Origin of the sequence: Bradyrhizobium sp. CCBAU 51745 (assembly GCF_028128715.1) — a bacterium.
Lineage (GTDB): Bacteria > Pseudomonadota > Alphaproteobacteria > Rhizobiales > Xanthobacteraceae > Bradyrhizobium > Bradyrhizobium manausense.
Genome location: NZ_LBJP01000060.1, coordinates 20,305 through 44,368, shown reverse-complemented (window position 1 = coordinate 44,368; position 24,064 = coordinate 20,305). Strand labels below are relative to the sequence as shown.

23 protein-coding genes are annotated in these 24,064 nt (G+C 63.4%); 17 read left to right on the top strand and 6 right to left on the bottom strand.

Annotation, left to right across the window (positions count from 1 at the left end):
* A partial coding sequence (locus XH98_RS14700; protein WP_271619028.1) for an alanine dehydrogenase occupies positions 1 to 599 on the top strand: 599 nt, incomplete at its 5' end.
* Positions 600 to 609: 10 nt separating this feature from the next.
* Here XH98_RS14700 and XH98_RS14695 read toward each other — a convergent pair.
* The gene (locus XH98_RS14695) at positions 610 to 2,520 is read right to left on the bottom strand and encodes a flavin-containing monooxygenase (RefSeq protein WP_271619027.1); all 1,911 of its coding nucleotides are present in this window, start codon (positions 2,518 to 2,520) and stop codon (positions 610 to 612) included.
* 259 nt (positions 2,521 to 2,779) lie between these two features.
* Between XH98_RS14695 and XH98_RS14690 the strand changes: the two genes are divergently transcribed.
* Positions 2,780 to 2,998: a hypothetical protein gene (locus tag XH98_RS14690; protein WP_271602181.1), complete on the top strand. Its 219-nt coding sequence runs from the start codon at positions 2,780 to 2,782 to the stop codon at positions 2,996 to 2,998.
* A gap of 129 nt (positions 2,999 to 3,127) precedes the next feature.
* On the top strand, positions 3,128 to 4,186 hold the full coding sequence (locus XH98_RS14685) for a YeiH family protein (protein WP_271602180.1): 1,059 nt from the start codon (positions 3,128 to 3,130) through the stop codon (positions 4,184 to 4,186).
* A gap of 139 nt (positions 4,187 to 4,325) precedes the next feature.
* Here the strand turns inward: XH98_RS14685 and XH98_RS14680 are convergent, their stop codons facing one another.
* The 5 genes from XH98_RS14680 to XH98_RS14660 all read right to left on the bottom strand — a co-directional run bounded on the left by XH98_RS14680 (position 4,326) and on the right by XH98_RS14660 (position 8,982).
* Complete coding sequence (locus XH98_RS14680) at positions 4,326 to 5,213, bottom strand: ABC transporter ATP-binding protein (protein WP_442868583.1); 888 nt, start codon at positions 5,211 to 5,213, stop codon at positions 4,326 to 4,328.
* Positions 5,195 to 6,109, bottom strand: a complete 915-nt coding sequence (locus tag XH98_RS14675) for an ABC transporter permease (protein WP_271619026.1) — start codon at positions 6,107 to 6,109, stop codon at positions 5,195 to 5,197. Before XH98_RS14675 ends, XH98_RS14680 begins: the two co-directional genes overlap by 19 nt.
* A complete protein-coding gene (locus tag XH98_RS14670) occupies positions 6,106 to 7,527 on the bottom strand; it encodes an ABC transporter substrate-binding protein (protein ID WP_271619025.1) in 1,422 nt (473 codons plus the stop codon). The genes XH98_RS14675 and XH98_RS14670 overlap by 4 nt, the downstream gene beginning before the upstream one ends.
* Before the next feature lie 178 nt (positions 7,528 to 7,705).
* Positions 7,706 to 8,479, bottom strand: a complete 774-nt coding sequence (locus tag XH98_RS14665) for a Crp/Fnr family transcriptional regulator (RefSeq protein ID WP_271619024.1) — start codon at positions 8,477 to 8,479, stop codon at positions 7,706 to 7,708.
* A 206-nt stretch (positions 8,480 to 8,685) separates the two neighbouring features.
* The gene (locus XH98_RS14660) at positions 8,686 to 8,982 is read right to left on the bottom strand and encodes a DUF971 domain-containing protein (RefSeq protein WP_271602347.1); all 297 of its coding nucleotides are present in this window, start codon (positions 8,980 to 8,982) and stop codon (positions 8,686 to 8,688) included.
* A 209-nt stretch (positions 8,983 to 9,191) separates the two neighbouring features.
* On the opposite strand from XH98_RS14660, the gene XH98_RS14655 reads away from it, so the two are divergent.
* The 14 genes from XH98_RS14655 (at position 9,192) to chvE (ending at position 24,035) form a co-directional block, all read left to right on the top strand.
* Positions 9,192 to 9,965, top strand: coding sequence for a ferredoxin--NADP reductase (locus XH98_RS14655; RefSeq protein WP_271619023.1), 774 nt, complete (start codon positions 9,192 to 9,194; stop codon positions 9,963 to 9,965).
* 104 nt (positions 9,966 to 10,069) lie between these two features.
* Positions 10,070 to 11,812 carry a fumarate reductase/succinate dehydrogenase flavoprotein subunit gene (locus XH98_RS14650; protein WP_271619022.1) on the top strand — a complete coding sequence of 581 codons (1,743 nt, stop codon included), beginning with the start codon at positions 10,070 to 10,072 and terminating at the stop codon, positions 11,810 to 11,812.
* Positions 11,813 to 11,843: 31 nt separating this feature from the next.
* The gene (locus XH98_RS14645) at positions 11,844 to 12,077 is read left to right on the top strand and encodes a 4Fe-4S dicluster domain-containing protein (protein WP_008141081.1); all 234 of its coding nucleotides are present in this window, start codon (positions 11,844 to 11,846) and stop codon (positions 12,075 to 12,077) included.
* 2 nt (positions 12,078 to 12,079) lie between these two features.
* Positions 12,080 to 13,057, top strand: a complete 978-nt coding sequence (locus XH98_RS14640) for a HEAT repeat domain-containing protein (RefSeq protein ID WP_271619021.1) — start codon at positions 12,080 to 12,082, stop codon at positions 13,055 to 13,057.
* 114 nt (positions 13,058 to 13,171) lie between these two features.
* The gene (locus XH98_RS14635; protein ID WP_271619020.1) at positions 13,172 to 14,344 is read left to right on the top strand and encodes a fumarylacetoacetate hydrolase family protein; all 1,173 of its coding nucleotides are present in this window, start codon (positions 13,172 to 13,174) and stop codon (positions 14,342 to 14,344) included.
* A gap of 307 nt (positions 14,345 to 14,651) precedes the next feature.
* Positions 14,652 to 15,617 (top strand): galactofuranose ABC transporter, galactofuranose-binding protein YtfQ, encoded by a 966-nt coding sequence (gene ytfQ / locus XH98_RS14630; protein WP_057758962.1) that lies wholly within the window; start codon positions 14,652 to 14,654, stop codon positions 15,615 to 15,617.
* A gap of 118 nt (positions 15,618 to 15,735) precedes the next feature.
* Positions 15,736 to 17,277 carry a sugar ABC transporter ATP-binding protein gene (locus tag XH98_RS14625; protein ID WP_271619019.1) on the top strand — a complete coding sequence of 514 codons (1,542 nt, stop codon included), beginning with the start codon at positions 15,736 to 15,738 and terminating at the stop codon, positions 17,275 to 17,277.
* A complete protein-coding gene (locus XH98_RS14620) occupies positions 17,274 to 18,266 on the top strand; it encodes an ABC transporter permease (RefSeq protein WP_220006863.1) in 993 nt (330 codons plus the stop codon). Before XH98_RS14625 ends, XH98_RS14620 begins: the two co-directional genes overlap by 4 nt.
* Entirely contained in the window at positions 18,263 to 19,243 is a 981-nt protein-coding gene (gene yjfF, locus XH98_RS14615) for a galactofuranose ABC transporter, permease protein YjfF (protein WP_271602170.1), read from the top strand. Before XH98_RS14620 ends, yjfF begins: the two co-directional genes overlap by 4 nt.
* The gene (locus tag XH98_RS14610; RefSeq protein WP_271602169.1) at positions 19,240 to 20,007 is read left to right on the top strand and encodes a FadR/GntR family transcriptional regulator; all 768 of its coding nucleotides are present in this window, start codon (positions 19,240 to 19,242) and stop codon (positions 20,005 to 20,007) included. Before yjfF ends, XH98_RS14610 begins: the two co-directional genes overlap by 4 nt.
* A complete protein-coding gene (locus XH98_RS14605; RefSeq protein WP_271602168.1) occupies positions 20,004 to 20,930 on the top strand; it encodes a Gfo/Idh/MocA family protein in 927 nt (308 codons plus the stop codon). Before XH98_RS14610 ends, XH98_RS14605 begins: the two co-directional genes overlap by 4 nt.
* Positions 20,931 to 20,932: 2 nt before the next feature.
* Positions 20,933 to 22,009, top strand: a complete 1,077-nt coding sequence (locus XH98_RS14600; protein ID WP_271619018.1) for an aldose epimerase family protein — start codon at positions 20,933 to 20,935, stop codon at positions 22,007 to 22,009.
* Positions 22,009 to 22,887: an SMP-30/gluconolactonase/LRE family protein gene (locus XH98_RS14595; protein ID WP_271602346.1), complete on the top strand. Its 879-nt coding sequence runs from the start codon at positions 22,009 to 22,011 to the stop codon at positions 22,885 to 22,887. Before XH98_RS14600 ends, XH98_RS14595 begins: the two co-directional genes overlap by 1 nt.
* 74 nt (positions 22,888 to 22,961) lie before the next feature.
* Entirely contained in the window at positions 22,962 to 24,035 is a 1,074-nt protein-coding gene (chvE, locus tag XH98_RS14590; protein ID WP_057758946.1) for a multiple monosaccharide ABC transporter substrate-binding protein, read from the top strand.
* The last annotated feature ends 29 nt before the right edge of the window (positions 24,036 to 24,064 follow it).

Sequence of the window (24,064 nt, the reverse complement as noted above, 5' to 3'; positions counted from 1 at the left end):
TGCTTGGCGGCGGCGTGGTGGGAATGCAGGCCGCGCGGATGGCCGCAGGCCTCGGCGCCGAAGTCACCGTGATCGACCGCTCGATTCCGCGCTTGCGCGAGCTTGATGATCTCTTCACCGGACGTGTGCGCACGCGCTTCTCGACGATCGAGTCCGTCGAAGAAGAAGTATTCAGCGCCGACGTCGTGATCGGCGCGGTGCTGGTGCCGGGCGCGAGCGCTCCGAAACTCGTCACGCGCGCGATGCTGAAATCGATGCGCCCAGGCGCAGTGCTGGTCGACGTCGCGATCGACCAGGGCGGCTGCTTCGAGACCTCGCATGCGACGACGCATGCGGAGCCGACCTATGAGGTCGATGGCGTCGTGCATTATTGCGTGGCCAACATGCCGGGCGCGGTGCCGGTCACCTCAAGCCAGGCGCTCAACAATGCGACACTGCCGTTCGGCCTGATGCTGGCGAACAAGGGCTTTGCCGCGATGCTGGAGAACCCGCATTTGCGCAACGGGCTGAACGTGCATCGCGGCCGTGTCACCAACAAGGCGGTGGCGGACAGCCTGGGGCTGGAATTCGCACCGGTGGAAAGCGGGCTCGCGGCGTAGAGCCGCGAACCTAAGCCTTCGTCAGCCTGTACTGTCGCATGTCGGGATCGTGTGTCATGCGCCAATAGTCCACGAAGCGCCATGGCATCGCCGAGAAAACGCGGCCGCTTGCGTTGCGATAGTAAGTGCTCATGCCCGGATGGGTCCAGATCATCGCCTCGTGCTCTGCATCGACCTTGCTGACGTAGTCGTCGAGCACATCCTGGCGGACATCAATCGCGGCGATGTCGTGCTCGATCATGTCGACGAGGCAAGCTGAGATGTAGCGGCTCTGGCATTCCGACTGGAAGATGACGCTGCCGCCATGCGCCGGACCGGAATTGGGCCCGAGCATGCAGAAGAAGTTGGGGAAATCGGGCACGGTGAGGCCGAGGAACGCCGTCGGATTGTCGTTGGCCCAGGCCTGCCGCAAAGCCTTGCCGTCGCGGCCGCTGATGTTGAGGCGCGCGGCCATCTCGGTGACCTTGAAGCCGGTGGCAACCACGATGATGTCGGCGGGGCGGTGCGTGCCGTCGGCGGTGACGATACCACTTTCGTCAAAATGGTCGATCGTATCGGTGATGAGCTCGACATTATCCCGCGTCAATGTCTTGAACCAGTTGTTGTCGAGCAGGATGCGCTTGCCATAGGGCGGATAGGTCGGCACGCATTTTGCGATCAGGTCGGGCCGGTCCTTCAGCTCTGACAGGATGAAGTCGGTCAGCTCCTGGCGGTGTCGATCGTTGCCCTTGTTGACGGCGCGCTCCGGATGCGGCCAGGCCGGGTCCTTGCGCAGGAACGGCAGCAGGCCGTCGCCGTAGCGCCAGAACATGTTGAAGCGATACCATTGCACATAGAATGGCAGGTGCGCGAGCAGCCAGCGCGCGCCCTCGGTGATCGGATCGGCATAGCCCTTCACCGGTCGCGCCCATTGCGCGCTGCGCTGATAGACCGTGACCGAGGCGACGCGGCCGGCGATCGTCGGCACCAGCTGCATCGATGTCGCGCCGGTGCCGATCACGGCGACATGCTTGCCGTCGAGCTTGATGTCGCCCGACCACAATGCCGAGTGAAGGATCGTGCCCTCGAAGCTCTCCTCCCCCTTGAAGTGCGCGCGGGAGGGATCGTTGAGCTGGCCGATGGCCGCGACGAGCGCGGTGGATTCGAAGGTTTCTTCGCCATTGCACGTCTTCAGCGTCGAGATCCAGCGCCGCTTGCCTTCATCCCAGCGCGACGAGGTCAGCTCCGTGTTGACGCGCAGATGCTTGCGGATGCCGTATTCATCGGCGACTTTCAGGAGATAATCGAGCAGCTCCTCGCGCTGGCAGAAATAGCGTGTCCAGGCATTGCGCGGGCCGAACGAGTAGGAATAGGAGTGGTTCGGCGTGTCGACGCCGCAGCCGGGATAGCGGTTGATCCACCAAGTGCCGCCGAGCTCGGCGTTCTTCTCGACGATGGTGTAGGGGATGCCGAGATGGCCGAGCGCAACGGCGAGCGCGATGGCGCAGACCCCGGCGCCGACGATCAGGACGTGCTGTGCGGTGAGCTTCTCGTCCGATGGCCGCCTGGTCCATTGCGCCTCGCGCGACACAAAGCCCATCTCCTCGCGCATCAGCGGCGCATATTCCGGTGCGACGTTCTCGCCGAGGCAGGCGCGCATCATCTTGAGCAGCAGCTCTTCGCCGGGATTGGTGATGACGGGTGTTGGCGTGTCGTCGGCAAAGAGCTCGACCACGGCGGCACGGATCTCGTCCTGGATCTGTCGGGGGACGCCGGCCTCGGGATCGGGGATGAGACGGATGTCGCGCTTGGGAAGATAGGGAGGCTCGAGCCAGCGCGCCTCGCCGGTCATGTGCACCAGCACCATGAGGAGGCAGCGGATGTCCCCTTCCGCAATGGCCGAGGCGAGGTCGAGGGGCTTGCGGGGAGATTCGATGTTCATCTTCTTCTTCTGATCTCCGGCGATCCCGTGACGGACCTGTGGGCGACGGCAGGCTAGTCGACCCGGATGGAATCGTCCATGCGGCCGGCTTCCGGGTCCAGGCTCCAGGTGCCAAATGGGGCGAAAGAAGAAAACTATTGCCGTGGGATGTTCCTGCGGAAGGAGTTTCCCCTCAAGGGACCAAAAACGCCAATCGCTTCCATTGCCGTTTTGGGCCGAAACGACGACATTCCATCCAGAAATTGATGGATTGACGGCCATGGAACGCACTGGATTTGAGCCCTTCGGCGAGCAGCTGGTGTCCGCGACGGACAGCCAATCGCAATCGCGTGCCTCAAAGCTGCTGCTTCGGGCCGGCACCACCGTATTCTGGACGCTGGTCGCAGGCATCGTGCTCGCACGTGCGGCGTTCTTCGAGCCGGGCGTCTATGACAGGTTCAGCCACGTGGCTTCGCTCGCCAAGGACCTGCTCTTCTGAGACGGACCGCTGTTTTGAGCCGGGTTATTCCACGCCGAGGATCAAACTTCCCTCGGCCCTGATATGTCGAAAACTTATTCCCCAACGCGAGCGCCGTGCGTATAAATCTTTCTCCTCTGGGAGAGATTTGTGTCGCAGAATCAAGCATCCAGCCAGGCCGACGCCAAGCCGACCACGGCCTTTAGCCGTATCGTCGCGCTGATTCCCGGCATTCTCCTTTGCATCCTTGTCGCAGGTGTTTCGGCCCTGCTGGAGCGGGCGGAGCTCGGCGTGTTCGAGCACCCTTATATCGAGGCGCTGGTGATGGCGATCCTGCTGGGGATGGCCCTGCGCAGCTTCTGGAAGCCGGCGCCGCGCTGGCAGGCCGGAATCGCCTTCAGTGCCAAGCAGCTGCTTGAAGTCGCGGTCATGCTGCTCGGCGCCTCCATCAGCTTTGCCGCCATCGCGGCCTCCGGCATCGCGCTGCTCGCCTCGATCGCTGCAGTCGTGGTGATCGCGCTCTGCGTCTCCTTCGGCCTGAGCCGTATGCTCGGGCTATCGACGCGGCTGTCGATCCTGATTGCCTGCGGCAATTCGATCTGCGGCAATTCGGCGATCGCGGCGGTCGCGCCGATCATCGGCGCCAGCAGCGACGAGATCGCGTCCTCCATTTCCTTTACCGCCATCCTCGGCGTGATGATGGTGCTCGGCCTGCCGCTGTTGATCCCGCTGCTCCAGCTCACCGCCACGCAGTACGGCATTCTCGCTGGGCTAACCGTCTATGCCGTGCCGCAAGTACTCGCGGCGACGGTGCCGGCCGGTCTGATCTCCACGCAGATCGGCACGCTGGTGAAGCTGATGCGCGTGCTGATGCTGGGCCCCGTGGTCGTCGGCCTCTCGCTGGTCGCCTCGCGCTGGCAGGCCGGCGCCAAGAAGACCAATGTAGGCTTCTTCCGTCTGGTTCCATGGTTCATCCTCGGCTTCCTGGCGCTCGCGACCTTGCGCTCGCTGGAGATCGTGCCGGGCACAGTGGTCGCGCCGGTGACGAAGATCACGACGTTCCTTACTGTGGTTTCGATGGCGGCCCTCGGCCTCGGCGTTGATGTGCGCGTGCTCGCCAATGTCGGGGGCAGGGTCACAGCGGCTGTGACACTGTCGCTGATGCTGCTGCTGGGCATCAGCATCGCGCTGGTGCACTGGTTCAAGTGATCAGAGCCAGGCCGCCGTAGGGTGGGCAAAGGCGCGTAAGCGCCGTGCCCACCACCTGTCTCCGTAGGCGAATTTCGGTGGGCACGCTCCGCTTTGCCCACCCTACGAGACTGTCATCGCCGCATGCAGAATCGCTAAATCAAATCACGTCCGCCAGCGAATGCCCGTGCAGCTCGATGTTGAGCCCCTGCATGCCCATGTCGTTGATCTCGCCGCCCATCGCCTTCAGGCTCTCCTCGCGGATCAGCGACATCAGACCGCGGCGCAGTGCCAAAAATTCCGACGACATCATCATCGATTGCTGCCGCGGCCGCTCCAATGGAATCGGTATCTCCGCCTTGATCGAGCCGGGGCGCGCGGTCATGCAGTAGACGCGGTCGGACAGGAAGATCGCCTCGTCGATGTCGTGGGTCACGAACAGCACCGAGATTTTCAGGCGCTGCCACATGTTGGTGAGGATTTGTTGCATGATGACGCGCGTCTGCGCGTCGAGCGCGCCGAACGGCTCGTCGAGCAGCAGCACCTTCGGTCCCGTGGCGAGCGCACGGACGATGCCGACGCGCTGCTTCATGCCGCCGGACAGTTTCTCCGGGTAATGCTTTTCGAAGGCTTCCAGGCCGGCGAGTCCGAGCAATGTGCGCGCGGCCCGTTCGCGCTGCGAGCGCGGCATGCCGCGCATCTTGAGGCCGAACTCGACATTCTCCCGCACCGTCTTCCAGGGAAACAGCGAATATTGCTGGAACACCATGCCGCGTTCGGCGCTAGGGCCGTTCACACGCTCGCCGTCGACGGTGACGATGCCGGTGGTGGGCTTGAGGAAGCCGGCGACCGCGTTGAGCAACGTGGACTTTCCGCAGCCGGAGGGCCCGACGATCGAGACGAATTCGCCCGGCTTCACATGGATCTGCGTATCGGTGACGGCCTGAACCGGCCCCTCGATGCTGTCATAGCTGAGGGAGAAGTTCTTGACGTCGATATGGCCCTTCGGTTCGCTCGCAAGCATCTCGCTCATCTCGTCGACCTCCATGGCATCACCAGATGTCCCGCACCCCTGATCAGCAGGCTCGATCCGAGGCCAAGTACGCCGATCGCGATCATGCCGAGCGCGATGTCGGCATATTGCACCAGCGAATAGGCCTCCCAGGTGAAATAGCCGATGCCGTACTGGCCCGAGATCATCTCGGCCGCGATCAGCGACACCCATGCGACGCCCATGCCGACGGTAAGGCCGGTGAAGATGTGCGGCAGCGAGGCCGGAAAATACACCTCGCGGAAGATCGACCGTTCGCGCGCGCCGAGACATTGTGCGGCGCGCACCAGCACGGGGTCGACCAGCGACATGCCGTGCAGCGTGTTGACCAGGATCGGGAAGAACGAGCCGAGGAAAGTGATGAAGACGATGCTCTGCTCGTTGGTCGGCCACAGCATGATCGCCATCGGCACCCAGGCGATCGCCGGGATCGGGCGCAGCACCTCGGCCACGGGAAAGATGATCTCATGCACCAGCTTGAAGCGGCCCATGATCAGGCCGAGCGGCACGCCGACAACAGCGGCCAGCGAGAAGCCGATGAAGATGCGCCGGCAGCTCAGCAAGATGTGCATCAGGAATTTGGGATCGTGGATGGCCTTGACGAAGCTCGCATGGACCGCGAGCGGGGAGGGTACGTTGGTGAAACGCACGAAGAACACGACGCGATAGGTCGTGAGCAGGTGCCAGACCAGCAGGAAGGCGATCAGCGAGATGATGCCGATCGCGGTGGCGCGAAGCCGATCCTGGTTCAGCCGGTACCAGCGCAGCGCGAGCGTGCCGAAGGACGGCGGTGGCGCGGGTGGGATGGCGGCTGGCGCGAGGCCCGCCTGTGCAAGTGCTGCTGTTGCCGGCATACTGTCCTCGGGATGTCTGACGAGGGCGGGACTGCTCACGTCTTGTCTCCGCTGACGGCTGCCTTCACCGCGTCGTCGAAGCCGAGCACCTTGCCGCTGATCTTGGCGGCATAGGCCTCGGCGTCCTTCTTGAGCAGGAACGGGGCGACGTCACCATTGCCGACCGCAAAGAAGGCCTGGTCGGCGAATAGCTTGATGCCGCGCGTGGTGTCGAAGACGTAAGCGACGTTGATCTTCTTGCCCTTGGCCTTGAAGTCGGCATAAGCTCCGAGCGTGCAGGCGGCGGACGAGAACGGCATGATGCCGGCCTCATCGACCCAGACCTCGCCGGCCATGCGTGGATCGGTGATCGGCTTCTTGCAGAAGGCGTCTTCGCCCCTGATCTCATAGTTCTTTGTGCTGCCCAGCTGCGCGTCATAGTCGAGCTTCATCTCGGCGTAGGCCTTGCGGATGTAGCTGTCGTCGACCCATTTCTTTGGATCGAACTCCTTCATGCGGCCGAGGTTTTGCAGCACCTTGACGTCGGCGCTGGCTGCTTCGATCAGCGCCGGCTTGATCGTCGGATCGGTGGTCATGTTGCCGCTCGGTCCCAGGAAGATGTAGACGACTTCCTTGTTGATGCCGGTCCATTCCTGGATCTTCTCGGAAGCAAGCTTGGGATCGTCGCGCAGCCACTGGTTGGCGGCGATCAGCGCCTTGAAATAGGCAACGACGACTTCAGGATATTTCTCGGCGAAGTCCGTGCGCACGACGATGCCGTGAAAGGTCGGCAAGTTCGTCTCGACGCCGTCGAAGATTTTTCGCGCGAAGCCGCGGAAGGGAAGCAGCTCAGCGAAGGGGACGAAGTCGGCATGGGCGTCGATCTTCTTCTCCTGGAGATTGGTCGAGCCGACCTCCGGGCTCTGGCTGACGAGCTGGAAGAAATCGGATGAATAGCCGCGGTCTTGCATCGCCTTCAGCACCATGCCGTGCGCAGCGGAGCCGAACGGCACGCTGACCAGCTTGCCCTTGAGATCGGCGAGATCGTAGTAGGGCGAGTCCTTGTGGACGACGATGCCGTTGCCGGAGCCGGACAGGCTGTATGCGGCGATGCCGATCAGCCGGCTCTTGCTTTCAGGGTTGCTCTCGAAGGTGAAGCCGTTCACGATCAGCGGATAGTCGCCCATCATGCCGATCTGCAGTTTGTTCGCCATCATCGCGTTGGTGACGGGCGGACCGGACGTGAAATTTTGCCACTCCAGCTCGAACTTGATGTTGGCGTATTTACCTGACGTGGGCAGATATTTTTCGAGAAGATGCAGCTGCCGGATGACGACGCCCGCGGTCACCGTGTTGGTCGTGGTGTCCTGCGTTCCGATGCCGAGCGTGACGGTTTCCGCCGAGGCCGGCTGGGCGAGGATTAGCGCCAGCGACGTCACCGACATCGCGATCGAGAGCGTGGGAAGATGGCGGACCATTCTCATCCTCATTCGGTTTGGATGTGCTGCGGTTGCCATGATTGGGGGAGGGCGCGGGCAGGGCAAATCCGGAATGACCGCGGTAGTCGATTAGTTGCCGGGAAAAGCTGATTGCATAGTCCTTGGGCAATCCTGCACTATAAAGCCGCTTGCCTGTGCACCTTCCTGGTCGGCTTTTTCAGTCGGAGGCTTGGCCGCGCATCTCCTCCAGCACGTCGGTTCGGCAGACCACGATCTGCGAGCGCTTGGTGATGACGATTCCCTTCTCCTGCATCCGCTTCAGGCTGATCGTGACCCATTGCCTGGTGGCGCCGACCATGTGGGCGATGTCGGCATGGGTGAAGGCGGCCGCGATCACGCGGCCCTCGGCATCCTCGACGCCGTAGAGCTCGACGAGGTGCAGGAGCAGATGTGCGAGGCGCTGCGTGATCGAGCGAGTTCCCAGCATCTGCGCCAGCGCCGAATAGCATTTGCCCTTGAAAGTCAGGCCTTCAATAAGACCGATCGCGAGGTTCGGGATCTCCGCGGCAAGGGACCGCAGTTCCCTTCCGGGCAGGTGCACGACGCTGCAATTGCTCGACGCGACGCCGGACCATTGATGCACCGTGCCCTCGAACACTTCGGGCCCGCCGACGAAGTTGCCGACATGCCAATAGGCGAGTGTGATCTCGCGCCCCTGCGGCGAGGTATAGAACACACGGATGCGGCCGCTTTCGATCAGCCAGATGCCGTCATGCTTACCGCCCTGGCTGAACAGCGTCTGGCCGCGGTTAAGCACCTTTCGCCGGCCCTGCTTCAGCACCAGTTCCCGCTCTCGTGGGCTGAGCTTGTCCATCAGCGCCGGCGGCCCGCCGATCCATTGCTGGTTCTCGGTCAGCAGCAGCGAGGAACTAGCCGCAGGTCGGACTGCCGGGGGAACCGTCCCGCGCACTGCACTTGCCGCCTGCAACATTGTCTGCCTCCGGAACGTTCAAATCGTTCTACAGATGAGCAATGTCCGTGCCAGATGGGGAGCTTGGTGCACGCCATTCACCCCGCTGTCATCGCCCGCGAAGGCGGGCGATCCAGTATCCCAGAGGCGTCGATGGGAAACGGAGGAGCCGCAGCGTACTGGATTCCCCGCCTTCGCGGGGAATGACAGCGAAGTTTGTGAAGACCCTACCGCCCCGCCAGACTCAGCAGATACGGCTTCGGGTAAATCCCCCTGTTGTGTCCGTCCGAAAACGAGATGTTCAGCCCATAGCCGAGGTCGCCGATCTCGGTGATGGCGATTCCCGGAAACCTTTCAGGGAAACGTTCGTCGAAGCGGGCACGGGTGCAGTGGGCGCATTTGCAGGAAAGGCGGAGCTTCTCGGCGGGAACGCTGAGGTCATCACCCTCGGTGGTGCGGACGAGGAGCGTCGCGAGATCGGCGCTTGCTTCGTAGTCGGCCACGGTTGGCGCCATCAGGGTCATGGTCAAGACGAACCTCCTCATACTGTCTACGTCGCCGCCGGCGCGCGCGGATAGCAACTAATTGCCAGCGAGAGCATGCGATCGGACGGTTTGCCGCCTGCTCTGCAATCACCGCTCGCGAAATGTGAAACTAATCGACCGGGAATTCCACTTCCGAATTGCCGGACTCCGCTCTCTCCGAGAACCTGCGCGCAATCAAAGGAGAGACCATGAGCGCATTTCAGAAGGAAACGGTTTTGTCGGTCCGGCACTGGACCGAATCCCTGTTCAGCTTCACCGCGACGCGCGATCCCGGCTTCCGCTTCCAGAACGGCCAGTTCGCGATGATCGGGCTGGAAGTTGAGGGCAAGCCGTTGATGTGCGCCTACAGCATGGCCAGCGCCAATCACGAGGAAGCGCTCGAATTCTTCTCGATCAAGGTGCAGGACGGCCCGCTGACCTCGCGCCTCCAAAAGATCCGGGAAGGCGACATCATCCTGGTCGGCCGCAAGGCGACGGGTACGCTGATCACCGGCAATCTCATCCCGGGAAAACGCCTGCTGCTGCTCTCGACCGGCACAGGCCTTGCGCCCTTCGCCAGCCTGATCAAGGACCCCGACGTCTACGAGAATTACGAGACCATCGTGCTTGCCCATGGCTGCCGCCAGGTCTCCGAGCTCGCTTATGGCGAGCACGTCGTCGATGGTCTGCGCAATCACGAATTCTTCGGCCCCCTGATCCGCGACAAGCTGGTCTATTATCCGACCGTCACCCGCGAGCCGTTCCGCAATCGCGGCCGTATCACCGACCTTATCGCCTCCAACCAGCTGTTCGAGGATATCGGCCAATCCGGCCTCGATATCGAGACCGACCGCATCATGTTGTGCGGGAGTCCGGCGATGCTCGAGGAACTGCACGCGATGTTCTCCGCGCGCGGCTTTGTCGAGGGCAATCACAGCCAGCCCGGTCATTTCGTCATCGAAAAGGCCTTCGTCGAGCGCTGAGGCGCAAATCGCGTCCCGGCGACAACTAATTGCTATCGCCGGACGACCACCTGAACAAATCTGATGCAAAGGCGCCGGAGATGCCGGCGGACCAGGAGCAAGCGATGGCACTAGATCAGATCGTCGACGGACTTTCGGAGGTTTCCTGCGATGTGCTCGTGATCGGCGGCGGCACCGCCGGCCCGATGGCGGCGCTGAAGGCGAAGCTGAAGAACCCGAAGGCCAACGTCGTCCTGCTCGAGAAGGCCAACGTCAAGCGCTCAGGCGCGATCTCGATGGGTATGGACGGACTGAACAACGCCGTCATCCCCGGCTACGCGACGCCGGAGCAGTACACCAAGGAAATTACCATCGCCAATGACGGCATTGTCGACCAGAAGGCGGTCTATAAATATGCCCAGAATTGCTACAAGATCATCGAGGAGCTCGACAGTTTCGGCATCCGCTTCCTGAAGAACGAGAACGGCGACTACGCCGTCAAGAAGGTGCACCACATCGGCACCTATGTGCTGCCGATGCCAAACGGCGAGACCGTGAAGAAGGCGCTGTACCGTCAGCTCCGCCGCGCGCGCATCCTGATCTCCAACCGCTACATGGCGACGCGGCTGCTGAAATCGTCTGACGGCCGCATTGCCGGCGCGATCTCCGTCAACACCCGCACCGCCGAGATCCTGGTGATCAAGGCCAAGGCCGTGATCCTCTGCATGGGCGCCGCCGGCCGGCTTGGCCTGCCGACCTCCGGCTACATGTTCGGCACCTACGAGAACGCCGCCAATTCCGGTGACGGCTATTCCATGGCTTATCACGCTGGTGCCGCGCTCGCGAACCTCGAATGCTACCAGATCAATCCGCTGATCAAGGACTATAACGGCCCGGCCTGCGCCTATGTCGCCGGTCCGTTCGGCGCCTTCACGGCGAACAACGAAGGCTCGCGCTTCATCGAATGCGATTACTGGTCCGGCCAGATGATGCTGGAGTTCTACAACGAACTCCTGTCCGGCAAGGGGCCGGTTTTCCTCCAGCTCAAGCATCTCCATCCCGACACCATCTCGGAGATCGAATCCACGCTGCACAAGGTCGAGCGGCCCACGCGCGGTCTGTTCCAGCAGGGGCGCGGCGTCGACTACCGCAACGAGTCGATCGAGATGCACATCTCGGAGATCGGCTTCTGCTCCGGCCACAGCGCCTCCGGCGTGTTCGTCGACGACAACGCGCGCACGACCGTGCCGGGCCTGTACGCCGCCGGCGACATGGCGAGTGTGCCGCACAATTACATGCTCGGCGCCTTCACCAATGGCTCGGTCGCCGGCATCGACGCGATGGAGTTCGCCGACAATCACGACTTTGCCGAGTTCGATGCGGCTGATATCGCCATGGAGCGCGATCGCGTGCTCGCACCGACCAAACGCGAGGACGGCATTCCGCCGAACCAGGTCGAATACAAGACCCGCCGCCTGGTGAATGATTACCTTCAGCCGCCGAAGGTCACGCGCAAATACGAGCTCGGCATGCGCCGCCTCGCCGAGACGCGGCAGGACATGCAGGAGCGCATGATCGCACGCAACGCGCATGAGCTGCTCCGCGCGCTGGAAGTGCAGTCGATCATGGATTGCGCCGACATGGCCGTGCATGCCTCGCTCTATCGCGAGGAGAGCCGCTGGGGCCTCTACCACTGGCGCACCGATTTCCCGGAGAAGGACAATGAGAACTGGTTCTGCCACACGCTGCTGAGCAAGCAGAACGGCAAGATGACCAGCGAGAAGCGCGCCGTCGAACCTTACGTCGTCCCGATCGCCGACGACGAGAAGGATCTCTACGACAAGCAGCGCATCCGCGCCACTGCCTGATCCACCGCAACAGAGCAACAGGAGACATCACATGCCTCTCGCGTCCTATCAGACATCGGTTCCGGTGGTCGTCGACGACGCCAAATGCATCGCCGACAAGGGCTGCACCGTCTGTGTCGACGTCTGCCCGCTCGACGTGCTGCGCATCAGCGACATGACCGGCAAGGCCTACATGGCCTATGATGAGTGCTGGTACTGCATGCCCTGCGAGGCCGATTGCCCGACCGGCGCCGTTACTGTCAACATTCCCTACCTGTTGAGGTGATCATGTCGAGCCCGTTCGAATCTTACGACGATCTCGAAGATGCCGACGAGCGGCTCCAGGCCGCCGATCCTGCCGAGCGCCGCGTCGCGATCATCGCGCTCGGCCATTCCGGCGATCCCGCGGCCGTCGCGCACCTCGCCAATATGGTGGCCGATCCCGACGCCGGCGTGCGCCAACAGGTGGCGATGGCACTCGGCGAGTTCGATGGGCCGGAGGCGGCAAGTGCGCTGGTGAAGCTGCTGGTCGATCCGGAAAGGATCGTCGCGGCGGCCGCGGCCGACAGCATGGCGGAATTCAAGGATCCCGCCTGCGCCGATGTCATCTTGCCGCTCGTCAAGCATGCCCACGCCTTCGTTCGTATGGGCGCGCTGCGGGCGCTGAAGGAGTTGCGCTGCAAGGACACGCTCAAGCCAGCACTCGAAGCGCTGCAGGACACCGATGCTGCCGTCCGCGTGCAGGCGATCGGCGTGATCGGATTCCTCAAGTTGGAAGAATCGATCCCCGCGTTGACGGCACTGATCAACGACCCCGATGCGCATGTTCGGCGTGCCGCCGTCAGCGCGCTGGCGTTCTCGCAGATGAAGCCGGCAGCGGAGACGATCACCCGCGCACTGAAGGATTCGGATTGGATGGTGCGCGAGATGGCGGCCGAGACTTTGGGTCTCAACGCCAATGGTTCGCTCGCAGCCGACCAGCTTGTCGGCGCGCTCGGTGACGAATTCTGGCAGGTGCGGTTGAAGGCAATCCGCAGCCTCGGCAGGATGAAGATCGAGCGTGCGGTGCGTCCGATCGGCAATTGCGTCAATCACGACCAGGCGAATTTGCGCAAAGAGGCGGCTGCCGCACTTGGCGAAATCGCCCACGCGGACGGCGAAGCGTTCCTGGCCGTTATCGCCGACGATTCCGATCCCGATGTCCGCAAGAATGCGCGCTGGGCGCTGCAGCAGGTCGCGGCGCGGAAGGCGCGGGCAGGGGCATAGCGGCGAGGCATCCTGCCACTCTGGACTTCCCCTGCCAGACGTTTATTTGTCTTCGCCAATGGGATCGGCCGCTTGCGAAATGGGCTGGTCCGAAAAACAGCGAGGACGCCGGCCATGACGAATTTGACGGTTCAAGACCTTCTCCCCGAGGACGGAACGAAGGGAACGCTGGTCGGCCGCGTCTGGCTGCCGCAGGCGAACGGTCCGGCCGTGGTCGCGGTGCGCGCCGACGGCGTCTTCGACGTCACCGCCAAATTTCCGACCGTCAGCGCCCTCTGCGAGGAGGACAATCCGGCCAAGGCGCTTGCCGCGGTCAAGGGCGAACGCATCGACGATCTCCAAGCCATCGTCGCCAACACGGCACCTGATGGGCGCGATCCGAAAAAGCCCTGGCTGCTCGCGCCGGTCGATCTCCAGACCCTGAAGGCCGCGGGTGTCACTTTCGCGATCTCGATGCTGGAACGCGTGATCGAGGAGCGCGCCAAGGGCAACCCGGCCTCGGCCGAAGCCATTCGCAAGGAAGTCACGCGGCTGATCGGCGACGATCTGTCCAAGCTCAAGCCGGGTTCTGACCAGGCGATGCATTTGAAGCAGGTGCTGATCGATCAGAACGCCTGGAGCCAATATCTCGAGGTCGGCATCGGCCCCGATGCCGAGGTCTTCACCAAGGCGCCGACGCTTTCCTCGGTCGGCACCGGCATGGATGCCGGGCTGCATCCGAAATCGACCTGGAACAATCCCGAGCCGGAGCTCGTGCTGTTCGTCTCCAGCCGTGGCAAGATCGTCGGCGGTGCGCTCGGCAACGACGTCAATTTGCGCGACTTTGAGGGCCGCTCGGCGCTTCTGCTGTCGAAGGCCAAGGACAACAACGCCTCTTGCGCGATCGGCCCGCTGCTGAGGCTGTTCGACGAGACCTTCACGCTCGATGACGCGCGCAAGCTCGACATCAGCCTGAACGTAACGGGGACTGACGGCTTTGTTCTCGAGGGGCATTCCTCGATCAGCAAGATCAGCCGCGATCCGACCGATCTCGTCGCGCAGACCATCGGCAAGGTGCATCAATATCCCGACGGTTTCGTGCTGTTCCTCGGCACGATGTTCGCACCGGTCAAGGATCGCGATGCGCCGGGGCAGGGGTTCACCCACAAGCGCGACGACATCGTCACTATTGCCGCCCCGCAACTCGGCAAGCTCGTCAACCGCATGCGGACCAGCGACGAGTGCGAGCCGTGGACGTTCGGCATCGGCGCACTGATGAAGAACCTTGCGCAGCGCAAGCTGATCTAGCTTTTTCGCTTGCCTGCTGCTGATCGCAGAACACACGCGAATTGCCATGAGATCGTCATGCCCGGACGAGCCCGGCCATGACGGTGCTGTCTCGTCGAAACAAGTTGATCTTTAAGTTGTATACTGTATAATATTAACTCTTTGCGTGTAGAATTCGCTCTCCAGATTATTCGACCAAATAGTCAAATAATATGACTATACGGACGCCGGCTTCCGTGGAATAGTCCCTTCCGCCGCCCTGAAGGCCGGCCTGAGGGTGTCATGATACCGTGGGCGCCCCGGATAACACTTGGGAGACACACGCCTCATGACCCTCAAAGCCCTTTTTGCGGCCAGCGCCACCGCCGCGTTGTTGCTTGCACTGCCGGCCAATGCCGCAGAGCTCACCGTCGGCTTCTCGCAGATCGGATCGGAGTCCGGCTGGCGCGCAGCCGAGACCTCGGTCTCCAAGCAGGAGGCCGCCAAGCGCAAGGTCAATCTCAAGATCGCCGACGCGCAGCAGAAGCAGGAAAACCAGATCAAGGCGATCCGCTCCTTCATCGCGCAGAACGTCGATGCGATCTTCCTCGCCCCCGTCGTTTCGACTGGCTGGGATGCGGTGCTGAAGGAAGCCAAGGAAGCCAAGATTCCGGTCGTGCTGCTTGACCGCGACATCGATCCCTCGGGCAAGGACCTCTATCTCACCGCCGTCACCTCGGACAGCGTCCACGAAGGCGAGGTCGCCGGCGACTGGCTGGCCAAGACCGTCGGCGACAAGGCCTGCAACATCGTCGAATTGCAGGGCACGGTCGGCGCCAGCGTTGCCGCCAACCGCAAGAAGGGCTTTGACACCGCGATCGCCAAGCACGCCAATCTGAAGATCGTGCGCAGCCAGACCGGTGACTTCACCCGCGCCAAGGGCAAGGAAGTCATGGAGAGCTTCATCAAGGCCGAGGGCGGCGGCAAGAACATCTGCGCAGTCTACGCCCACAACGACGACATGATGGTCGGCGCGATCCAGGCCATGAAGGAAGCCGGTCTCAAGCCGGGCAAGGACATCCTCACGGTGTCGATTGACGCAGTGCCTGATATCTTCAAGGCGATGGTCGCCGGGGAGGCCAATGCCACAGTCGAGCTGACGCCGAACATGGCCGGCCCCGCCTTCGACGCCGTCGCGGCCTTCAAGGAGAAGGGCACGGTTCCACCGAAGTGGATCCAGACCGAATCAAGGCTGCTCACGGCCACTGACAATCCGCAGAAGGAATACGACAGCAAGAAGGGCCTTGGTTACTGAGGCAGGCGTCTTGCCGGACCACGCTCCGTGGTCCGGCAAAGCCCCTTCGCAACCGTCGCGCGAACGAATAGGCTGGGTGTCCGCAGCATAAGCGGGCACCGGTGGGAGTGACGTCGTTATGGAGAACAGCCTTGGTCCTGCTCCGCCGCTCCTGGAGGTGCGCGGGATCAGCAAGAGCTTTGGTGCGGTGCGCGCTTTGCAGGAGGTCGACTTCACGCTTCGCGCCGGCGAGATCCATGCGCTGCTCGGCGAGAACGGCGCCGGCAAATCCACGCTGATCAAGGTCGTCACCGGCGTGTTCCCGCGCGATGCCGGTGTTGTCCGGCTGGGCGGCGAGGAGGTCGCGCCGCGTTCGGCCAAGGCTGCGCTCGAGGCCGGCATTGCCACCGTCTACCAGGAAGTCAATCTGCTGCCGAACCTGTCGGTCGCACAGAACCTTTTTCTCGACCGCCAGCCGATGCGATTCGGCATCGTGCGCGAAGGCGAGATGCGCCGCCGCGCCAAGGCGCTGCTGACCGAGTTCGGCCTCGACATCGATGTCGCAGCGCCGCTCGGCAATTATTCGGTCGCCATCCAGCATGTCACCGCGATCGCGCGCGCCGTCGATCTTTCCGCACGCGTGCTGATTCTGGACGAGCCGACTGCGAGCCTCGACCGTCACGAGGTCGAGATCCTCTTCGGCATCATGCGTCAGCTTGCCAGGCGCGGCATCGGCATTGTCTTCGTCAGCCATTTCCTCGATCAGGTCTACGAGATCTCCGATCGGATCACGGTGCTGCGCAACGGCCGCCTGGTCGGCGAGCGCGAGACGGCCTCGCTGCCCCGGCTCGAGCTGATCCGGATGATGCTCGGGCGCGAGCTCGCCGAGACCACCAGCGCGCGGGCGGCGGCAGGCGACCGTCCGCCGCGCGAGGTCTGTGCGAGTTTCGAGAATTACGGCAAGGCCGGCTATGTCGCGCCGTTCAATCTCGAGCTGCGCCATGGCGAGGTCGTCGGCCTTGCCGGACTGCTCGGCTCGGGCCGTACCGAGACGGCGCGGCTGGTGTTCGGCGCCGAGCGCCCCGATGGCGGGCAGGCGAGGGTGGAGGGTGCCCCCGTGCGACTGCAGTCGCCGCGCGACGGCGTCCGCCAGGGCTTTGGCTATTGCCCGGAGGAGCGCAAGACCGAGGGCATCGTCGCCGAGCTCACCGTGCGCGAGAACATCGTGCTCGCACTTCAGGCCAAGCGCGGCCTGCATCGGCCGCTGTCGCGCCGTGAGCAGGACGAGATTGCCCGCCGCTACGTCAAGATGCTCGACATCCGTCCGCCCGACCCCGAGCGCCCGGTGGGCCTGCTTTCCGGCGGCAATCAGCAAAAGGCGCTGCTGGCGCGCTGGCTCGCGACGTCGCCGCGGCTCCTCGTGCTGGATGAACCTACGCGAGGCATCGATGTCGGCGCGCACGCCGAGATCATCCGCCTGATCCGCGAGCTCTGCGACGACGGGCTGGCGCTCCTGGTGATCTCCTCCGAGCTCGACGAGATCGTGACCTATTCCGATCGCGTAGTCGTGCTGCGCGATCGCGCCCATGTCGAGGAGCTCGCGGGCGAGGCCATCGACGTCACCAATATCCTCGCGGCCATCGCCGCCGATGGCGCAGCGATGCAAGAGGCCCGGGCATGACGATGCTGCTGCCGCGCCGCGGCCTTGCCCAGATCCTGGCGCTGATCGTCATCCTCGCGGTCGACCGCGTGGTATCGCCGCAATTTTTCGACCTGCGTCTTCAGGACGGCCGCCTGTTCGGCAGCCTGATCGACGTGCTCAATCGCGGCACGCCGGTGGCGTTGCTCTCGCTCGGCATGGTGCTTGTGATCGCAACGCGCGGCATCGATCTCTCGGTCGGTGCGGTGATGGCCATCTGCGGCGCGATCGCCGCAAGCCTCGCCGATAGTCACGGCCTGCCGGTGGTGCTGGCGGCCGCGCTCGGCGCCGGCCTCGTCTGCGGATTGTGGAACGGTTTTCTTGTCGCCGTGCTCGGCATGCAGCCGATCGTGGCGACGCTGATCCTGATGGTGGCAGGGCGCGGCATTGCCCAGCTCATCACCGAGGGGCGCATTGTGACCTTCAGCTCGCCGGACCTGGTCTGGCTCGGCAACGGTGCCATTCTCGGCGTTCCGGTCCCGATCGCGATTGCGCTCGGCATGCTGATCCTCACGGGCGCGGTGGTCCGCGGCTCGGCACTCGGACTCCTGATCGAGGCGACGGGCGGCAATGCACGCGCGAGCGAGCTTGCCGGCGTCGGTACCCGCGCGATGATCTTGGCGGTCTATGTCTGGTGCGGCGTCTGCGCCTCGCTCGCGGGCGTGATCGCCGCGGCCGACATCATGGGGGCAGATGCAAACAATGCTGGCCTCTGGCTCGAGCTCGACGCGATTCTCGCGGTCGTGATCGGCGGCACCTCGCTGTTCGGCGGCCGCTTCAGCCTCGTTCTGGCCGTGTTGGGTGCGCTGATCATCCAGACCATGAACACCGGCATTCTGCTATCGGGCTATCCGCCGGAGTTCAATTTGCTGGTCAAGGCCGTGGTGGTGCTCGCGGTGCTGCTGCTGCAATCGCCAAATCTGTCCGGCTTTGCCGGCATCATGGCGCGGCTGCGGAGGGCGAAACCATGAAAGGCCTCCCGCCCGTCCTGATCACGGCCATTGTGCTCGTCGTGGGCTTTGCGCTCTGCGCGATGCAGTTCCCCAACATTGCCTCGACTCGCGTGGTCGGCAATCTGCTCACCGACAATGCCTTCCTCGGCATCGTCGCGACCGGCATGACCTTCGTCATTATCTCCGGAGGGATCGATCTCTCGGTCGGCTCGGTGATCGGCTTCACCACTGTGTTCGTTGCGCTGGCGATCGAACGTTGGGGCGTGCCGCCGCTGGTTGCCTTCGTCGCCATCCTCGTGCTCTCGGCGGCCTTTGGTGCGGCGATGGGAGCGGTCATCCACGTTTTCGACCTGCCGCCCTTCATCGTGACGTTGGCCGGCATGTTCCTGGCGCGCGGCGCCAGCTTCCTGCTCTCGACGGAATCGGTGCCGATCACGGCGCCTGTTTATTCGACCGTGTCCGACTTTGCGTTGCGGATGCCCGGGGGCGGGCGGCTCAGCGCTATCGCGATCATCATGCTCGTGATCTTGATCGGCGGCATCCTGTTGCTGCGTCTCACCCGGTTCGGTGCCAATGTCTATGCACTTGGGGGTGGCCGGGCGACCGCGAGCCTGATGGGCGTTGCAGTCGGCAAGATGACGATAAAGATCTACATGCTGTCGAGCCTGCTGGCAGGGACTGCCGGGATCGTGTTCTCCTTCTACACCAGCGCCGGCTATTCGCTTTCAGCTGTCGGTGTCGAGCTCGACAGCATCGCTGCCGTGGTGATCGGCGGCACACTGCTCACGGGCGGGCAGGGCTCGGTGATCGGCACCTTCCTCGGCGTGCTGATCCAGGGCATGATCCAGACCTACATCAATTTCGACGGCACGCTGTCGAGCTGGTGGACCAAGATCGCGACCGGCATCTTGCTGTTCGCCTTCATCGCACTTCAGCAGGGCCTGGTCGCGCTGGCGCGCCGGCCAGTGGCAACGCGCGCGGGAGCAGCCTCATGACTTCGCGCATCGTCGTCATCCCGACACGACGGGCCCATTCCAACCACGCGGAAGTGTCCCGCTCGATCGGCGTTGACATCATCGCTGGCCGGTACGCGGAAGGCGTGCGGCTTCCGGGCGATGCCGAGCTGACGGCGATGTTCGGCGTGTCGCGTCCGGTGTTGCGCGAGAGCGTGAAAACGCTGGTCGCCAAGGGCCTGCTCACCACCAAGGCGCGGGTTGGCACCGTTGTACGCGGGCGCGCCGCCTGGAATATGTTCGACGCCGATGTGCTGGCCTGGCATCTCGACGCCGGCATCGACAGGCGCTTTCTCAACGATCTCGCGGAGATACGTCTTGCGGTCGAGCCGCGCGCGGCGGCACTAGCGGCCAGGCGCCGTTCGGAAGAAGACATCGCCGAGCTTCGGCGCAGCATGGACCGCATGCGGCAGGAGACGTCCGAGTCCGTCGACTTTGCCGAAGCCGACCTCGCCTTGCACCTTGCGGTGGCCCGAGCGTCCGGCAATCCGTTCATGCGCTCCATCGGTCATGTGATCGAGGCTGCCTTGCGCACGGCATTCATGCTCAGTGCACCTGCGGGATCGGAAGACCGCGAGATTACCTTACTCTGGCACCAGAAGATCGTCGATTCGATCGCAGAAGGTGACGCCGACGCGGCGGCCGAGGCCATGGCCTTCGTCATTCACAACGGCATGCGCCGGCATAAGGACACGGCGGCCGAGACGGCACCGGCCGCGCCTGCAGAACCTGGAGAACATCCGTGACAGCTCTTCGTATCGCCATCGTCGGCTTCGGCAAGATCGCGCGCGACCAGCATGTCGGCGCGATCGCCGCGACGCCTGGCGCGGTACTTGCCGCCGTCGCGAGCCGCAACGCGTCGCTGCCCGGCCTGCCCCATTTTGCGACCATCGAGGAACTGCTGGAGAAGGGTCCAGAGATCGATGCGGTGTCGCTCTGCACACCGCCGCAGGTGCGCCGCGCCCAGGCTGCCGCAGCGCTCGCCGCCGGCAAGCATGTCATGCTGGAGAAGCCGCCAGGTATCGGCGTTGCAGAGCTCGATCCGTTGATCTCAATGGCGGTCGACGCAAAGCGCACGTTGTTTGCGACCTGGCATTCGCGCCACGCCCCGGCGGTCGAGCCGGCCCGCGAATGGCTGGCAACGCGTCGGATCAAGTCGGTTCACATCATCTGGAAGGAAGATGTCCGCGTCTGGCATCCCGGCCAGACCTGGATCTGGGAGCCGGGCGGGCTCGGCGTGTTCGATCCCGGCATCAATGCGCTCTCGATCCTGACCCGCATATTGCCAAAGCCGGTGTTCGTCACCGCGGCCGAACTTGCCTTTCCGGCCAATTGCCAGTCGCCGATTGCCGCCAACCTGACGCTGACCGACATCGGCGGCCTGCCTGTTACAGCCGAGTTCGACTTTCGTCAGACCGGGCCGCAGAGCTGGGATATCGTGGCGGAAACCGATCAGGGCCGGATGACATTGTCTCGTGGTGGCAGGATCATGGAGGTCGACGGCAAGGTTGTTGCCGACGCGCCTGACGAGGAATATCGAGAACTCTACCGTCACTTCGTCAAGCTCGCGGCATCAGGCGTGAGCGATGTCGACCTGGCACCACTTCGCCTCGTCGCCGACTCTTTCCTGCTCGGCAAGCGTACTATCGTCGAACCGTTTGTGGACTAGACATGGCTGGTGCGAAAATAGCAAAGGACGTGTTCGGAACACTGCCGGATGGACGCAGTGTCGAGCGTGTCGTGCTGCGTGGGGAGGGCGGGTTCGAGGCCCGCATCATCACCCATGGCGCCGTGATCCAGGCGCTGATCGCGCCGGATGCCAAAGGCGGCACCGACGACGTCGTGCTCGGCCATGACAGCTTTGCCGGCTATCTTGCTGAACGGAAGTTCTTTGGCGCCACCGTTGGCCGCTACGCCAACCGCATCGCCAACGGCCGGTTTTCGCTGGACGGCGAGACCTTCCAGCTTGCCGTCAACAACGGCCCCAACGCGCTGCATGGCGGCCTCGACGGTTTCGACCGCAAGATCTGGGACATTGCCGAGATCGATGACGGCGCCAGCCCTGCGGTCACGCTGACCTATACGAGCCCGCATGGCGAGGAGAATTATCCAGGCAAGCTCGATGTGCGCCTGACCTATCGCGTCACAGGCCCGACCGAGCTGTCGCTGATCATGGAGGCACGGACCGACCGGCCGACCATCGTGAACCTCACCAATCACAGCTTCTTCAATCTGGAGGGCGCGACCTCGGGCGCGTCCACCCTCGATCACAGGCTGACGATCAAGGCCGACCACTTCCTCGCTATCGATCCCACCGCCATCCCGCTGCCGGAACCGCCGCGCAGCGTAACCGGCACGCCGTTCGACTTTCGCGAGGCTCACCCCGTCGGTGCGCGCATCCGCGAGGGCGATCTGCAATTACGAAACGGCAGGGGCTATGATCACACTTATTGCCTCGCGCGCGATGGCAAGCTCGCGCTTGCGGCCCGGCTGGAAGCACCGCTTTCAGGACGGATCATGGAGCTGTTCACCGACCAGCCCGGCCTGCAAGTCTATTCCGGCAACTATCTCGACGGCACGATCGCGGGCAAGGGCGGCAAGCTGATCCGTCAATCGGACGCTTTGTGCCTGGAGCCGCATATGTGGCCAGACTCGCCGAACCGGCCGGATTTTCCGAGCCCGCGCCTCGACCCCGGCAGTGTCTACCGACATCACACCGTCTATCGCTTCGCAGCGAGGGCGCCATGATGGAGCAGGTGCCGACGACCATTCTCTCCACCGAGCGATGTCATCTCGGTGAAGGCCCGACCTATGACGTGGCCACCGACACCGCCTGGTGGTTTGACATTCGCGAGGGGAAGTTGTTCCAGGCGCATCTTGGCAGCGGCGCGATCCGAATCCACGCGCTGGGCCGGATGGCGAGCGCGCTGGGGCGGATCGATGCCGAGCGCCAGCTCGTGGTCGCCGAGGATGGCTGTTACGTCCGCACACTCGCCGATGGCGCAATGACGTTGTTCTGCCCGCTGGAAGCGGACAATCCCGCGACACGCTCCAATGATTGCCGGGTGCATCAATCCGGAACGTTCTGGATCGGAACGATGGGACGCAAGGCCGAGCGAGATCTGGGGGCGATCTACGCGCTCCACCGCGGCAAGATCTCGATGCTGTTTCCGGGCATCAGCATCCCAAACTCGATCTGCTTCTCGCCGGACGGCGCCACAGGCTATTTCACCGACACCGCACGCGGCGCGCTCTATGCCGTGCCGCTCGATCCTGACACGGGCCTGCCGCGCGGCGAGCCTGAGGTGTTGCTGCGTCACACCGGCGTCGGCGGGCTTGACGGCTCGGTGTGCGATGCCGATGGCCAGATCTGGAATGCCTGTTGGGGCGCCAGCCGCGTCGATGTCTATTCTCCGCAAGGCGAGTGCCTGCGCTCGCTGCATGTGCCGGCCAAGCAGGCGAGCTGCCCTGCTTTCGTCGGTCCTGATCTATCGCGCCTGCTGGTCACTTCGGCCTGGCAGGACATGGACGCAGAGGCGCGCGCCGCCGACCCACAGGCCGGCTGCACTTTTGTGTTACAAGCCTCCGCGCGCGGTCGCGCGGAGCCCGACGTCAAGCTCGCATAGGAGACCCGAAACCGACCTTTACCGATGTACTGCACGACACTAACAAACAGTCTGACACCCAAAGGGAGTGAAGCATGTTGAAATTGAAGACGACATTTCTGGCGATGGCGCTGGCGGGCGCCGCAACGATGGCTACAGGTCTCACCGCCTCCGCGCAGGACAAGGCAACCGTCGGCATCTCCATGCCGACCAAGTCCTCGGCGCGCTGGATCGACGATGGCAACAACATGGTGAAGGTGCTGAAGGAGCGCGGCTACAACACCGACCTGCAATATGCCGAGGATGACATCCCGAACCAGCTCTCGCAGGTCGAGAACATGGTGACCAAGGGCGCCAAGGCGCTCGTGATCGCCGCGATCGACGGCACCACGCTGTCCGACGTGCTCAAGCAGGCGAAAGCGAAAGGCATCACCGTGATCGCCTATGACCGCCTGATCCGCGGCACGCCGAACGTCGACTATTACGCGACCTTCGACAATTTCCAGGTCGGCGTGCTGCAGGCGGAATCGATCGAGAAGGGGCTTGGCCTCAAGGAGGGCAAGGGTCCGTTCAACATCGAGCTGTTCGGCGGTTCACCCGACGACAACAATGCCTACTTCTTCTACAACGGCGCGATGAGCGTGTTGAAGCCGTATATCGACAGCGGCAAGCTCGTGGTCGCCTCGGGCCAGATGGGCATGGACAAGGTCGCGACCCTGCGCTGGGACGGTGCCACTGCGCAGGCCCGCATGGACAATCTGCTCAGCGCCTACTACGGCAACAAGAAGGTCCACGCCGTGCTGTCGCCCTATGACGGCCTCTCGATCGGCATCATCTCCTCGCTGAAAGGCGTAGGCTATGGTAGTGCCGACCAGCCGATGCCGATCATCTCGGGACAGGACGCCGAAGTGCCGTCGATCAAGGCGATGTTGCGGGGCGATCAGTATTCGACCATCTTCAAGGACACCCGCGATCTCGCCAAGGTGACCGCCGACATGGTCGACGCCGCGCTCGCCGGCAAGCAGGTGACCGTCAACGACACCAAGACCTACGAGAACGGCGTCAAGACCGTGCCATCCTATCTCCTGAAGCCCGTCGTGGTGTACAAGGACAATTGGGAGAAGGTTCTGGTTGACAGCGGCTACTACAAGAAGTCGCAGTTCCAGTAAGACACTCAAGTTTCCCTCTCCCCGTTCGC

Coding starts and splice junctions, on each gene's coding strand:
- XH98_RS14655 (WP_271619023.1), top strand. CDS start 9,192: ATGAGCGCATTTCAGAAGGAAACGGTTTTGTCGGTCCGGCACTGGACC.
- XH98_RS14690 (WP_271602181.1), top strand. CDS start 2,780: ATGGAACGCACTGGATTTGAGCCCTTCGGCGAGCAGCTGGTGTCCGCG.
- XH98_RS14660 (WP_271602347.1), bottom strand. CDS start 8,982: ATGACCCTGATGGCGCCAACCGTGGCCGACTACGAAGCAAGCGCCGAT.
- XH98_RS14625 (WP_271619019.1), top strand. CDS start 15,736: ATGGAGAACAGCCTTGGTCCTGCTCCGCCGCTCCTGGAGGTGCGCGGG.
- XH98_RS14600 (WP_271619018.1), top strand. CDS start 20,933: ATGGCTGGTGCGAAAATAGCAAAGGACGTGTTCGGAACACTGCCGGAT.
- XH98_RS14680 (WP_442868583.1), bottom strand. CDS start 5,213: ATGGAGGTCGACGAGATGAGCGAGATGCTTGCGAGCGAACCGAAGGGC.
- ytfQ (WP_057758962.1), top strand. CDS start 14,652: ATGACCCTCAAAGCCCTTTTTGCGGCCAGCGCCACCGCCGCGTTGTTG.
- XH98_RS14635 (WP_271619020.1), top strand. CDS start 13,172: ATGACGAATTTGACGGTTCAAGACCTTCTCCCCGAGGACGGAACGAAG.
- XH98_RS14610 (WP_271602169.1), top strand. CDS start 19,240: ATGACTTCGCGCATCGTCGTCATCCCGACACGACGGGCCCATTCCAAC.
- XH98_RS14665 (WP_271619024.1), bottom strand. CDS start 8,479: ATGTTGCAGGCGGCAAGTGCAGTGCGCGGGACGGTTCCCCCGGCAGTC.
- XH98_RS14595 (WP_271602346.1), top strand. CDS start 22,009: ATGGAGCAGGTGCCGACGACCATTCTCTCCACCGAGCGATGTCATCTC.
- XH98_RS14640 (WP_271619021.1), top strand. CDS start 12,080: ATGTCGAGCCCGTTCGAATCTTACGACGATCTCGAAGATGCCGACGAG.
- yjfF (WP_271602170.1), top strand. CDS start 18,263: ATGAAAGGCCTCCCGCCCGTCCTGATCACGGCCATTGTGCTCGTCGTG.
- XH98_RS14620 (WP_220006863.1), top strand. CDS start 17,274: ATGACGATGCTGCTGCCGCGCCGCGGCCTTGCCCAGATCCTGGCGCTG.
- XH98_RS14695 (WP_271619027.1), bottom strand. CDS start 2,520: ATGAACATCGAATCTCCCCGCAAGCCCCTCGACCTCGCCTCGGCCATT.
- XH98_RS14650 (WP_271619022.1), top strand. CDS start 10,070: ATGGCACTAGATCAGATCGTCGACGGACTTTCGGAGGTTTCCTGCGAT.
- XH98_RS14645 (WP_008141081.1), top strand. CDS start 11,844: ATGCCTCTCGCGTCCTATCAGACATCGGTTCCGGTGGTCGTCGACGAC.
- chvE (WP_057758946.1), top strand. CDS start 22,962: ATGTTGAAATTGAAGACGACATTTCTGGCGATGGCGCTGGCGGGCGCC.
- XH98_RS14670 (WP_271619025.1), bottom strand. CDS start 7,527: ATGGTCCGCCATCTTCCCACGCTCTCGATCGCGATGTCGGTGACGTCG.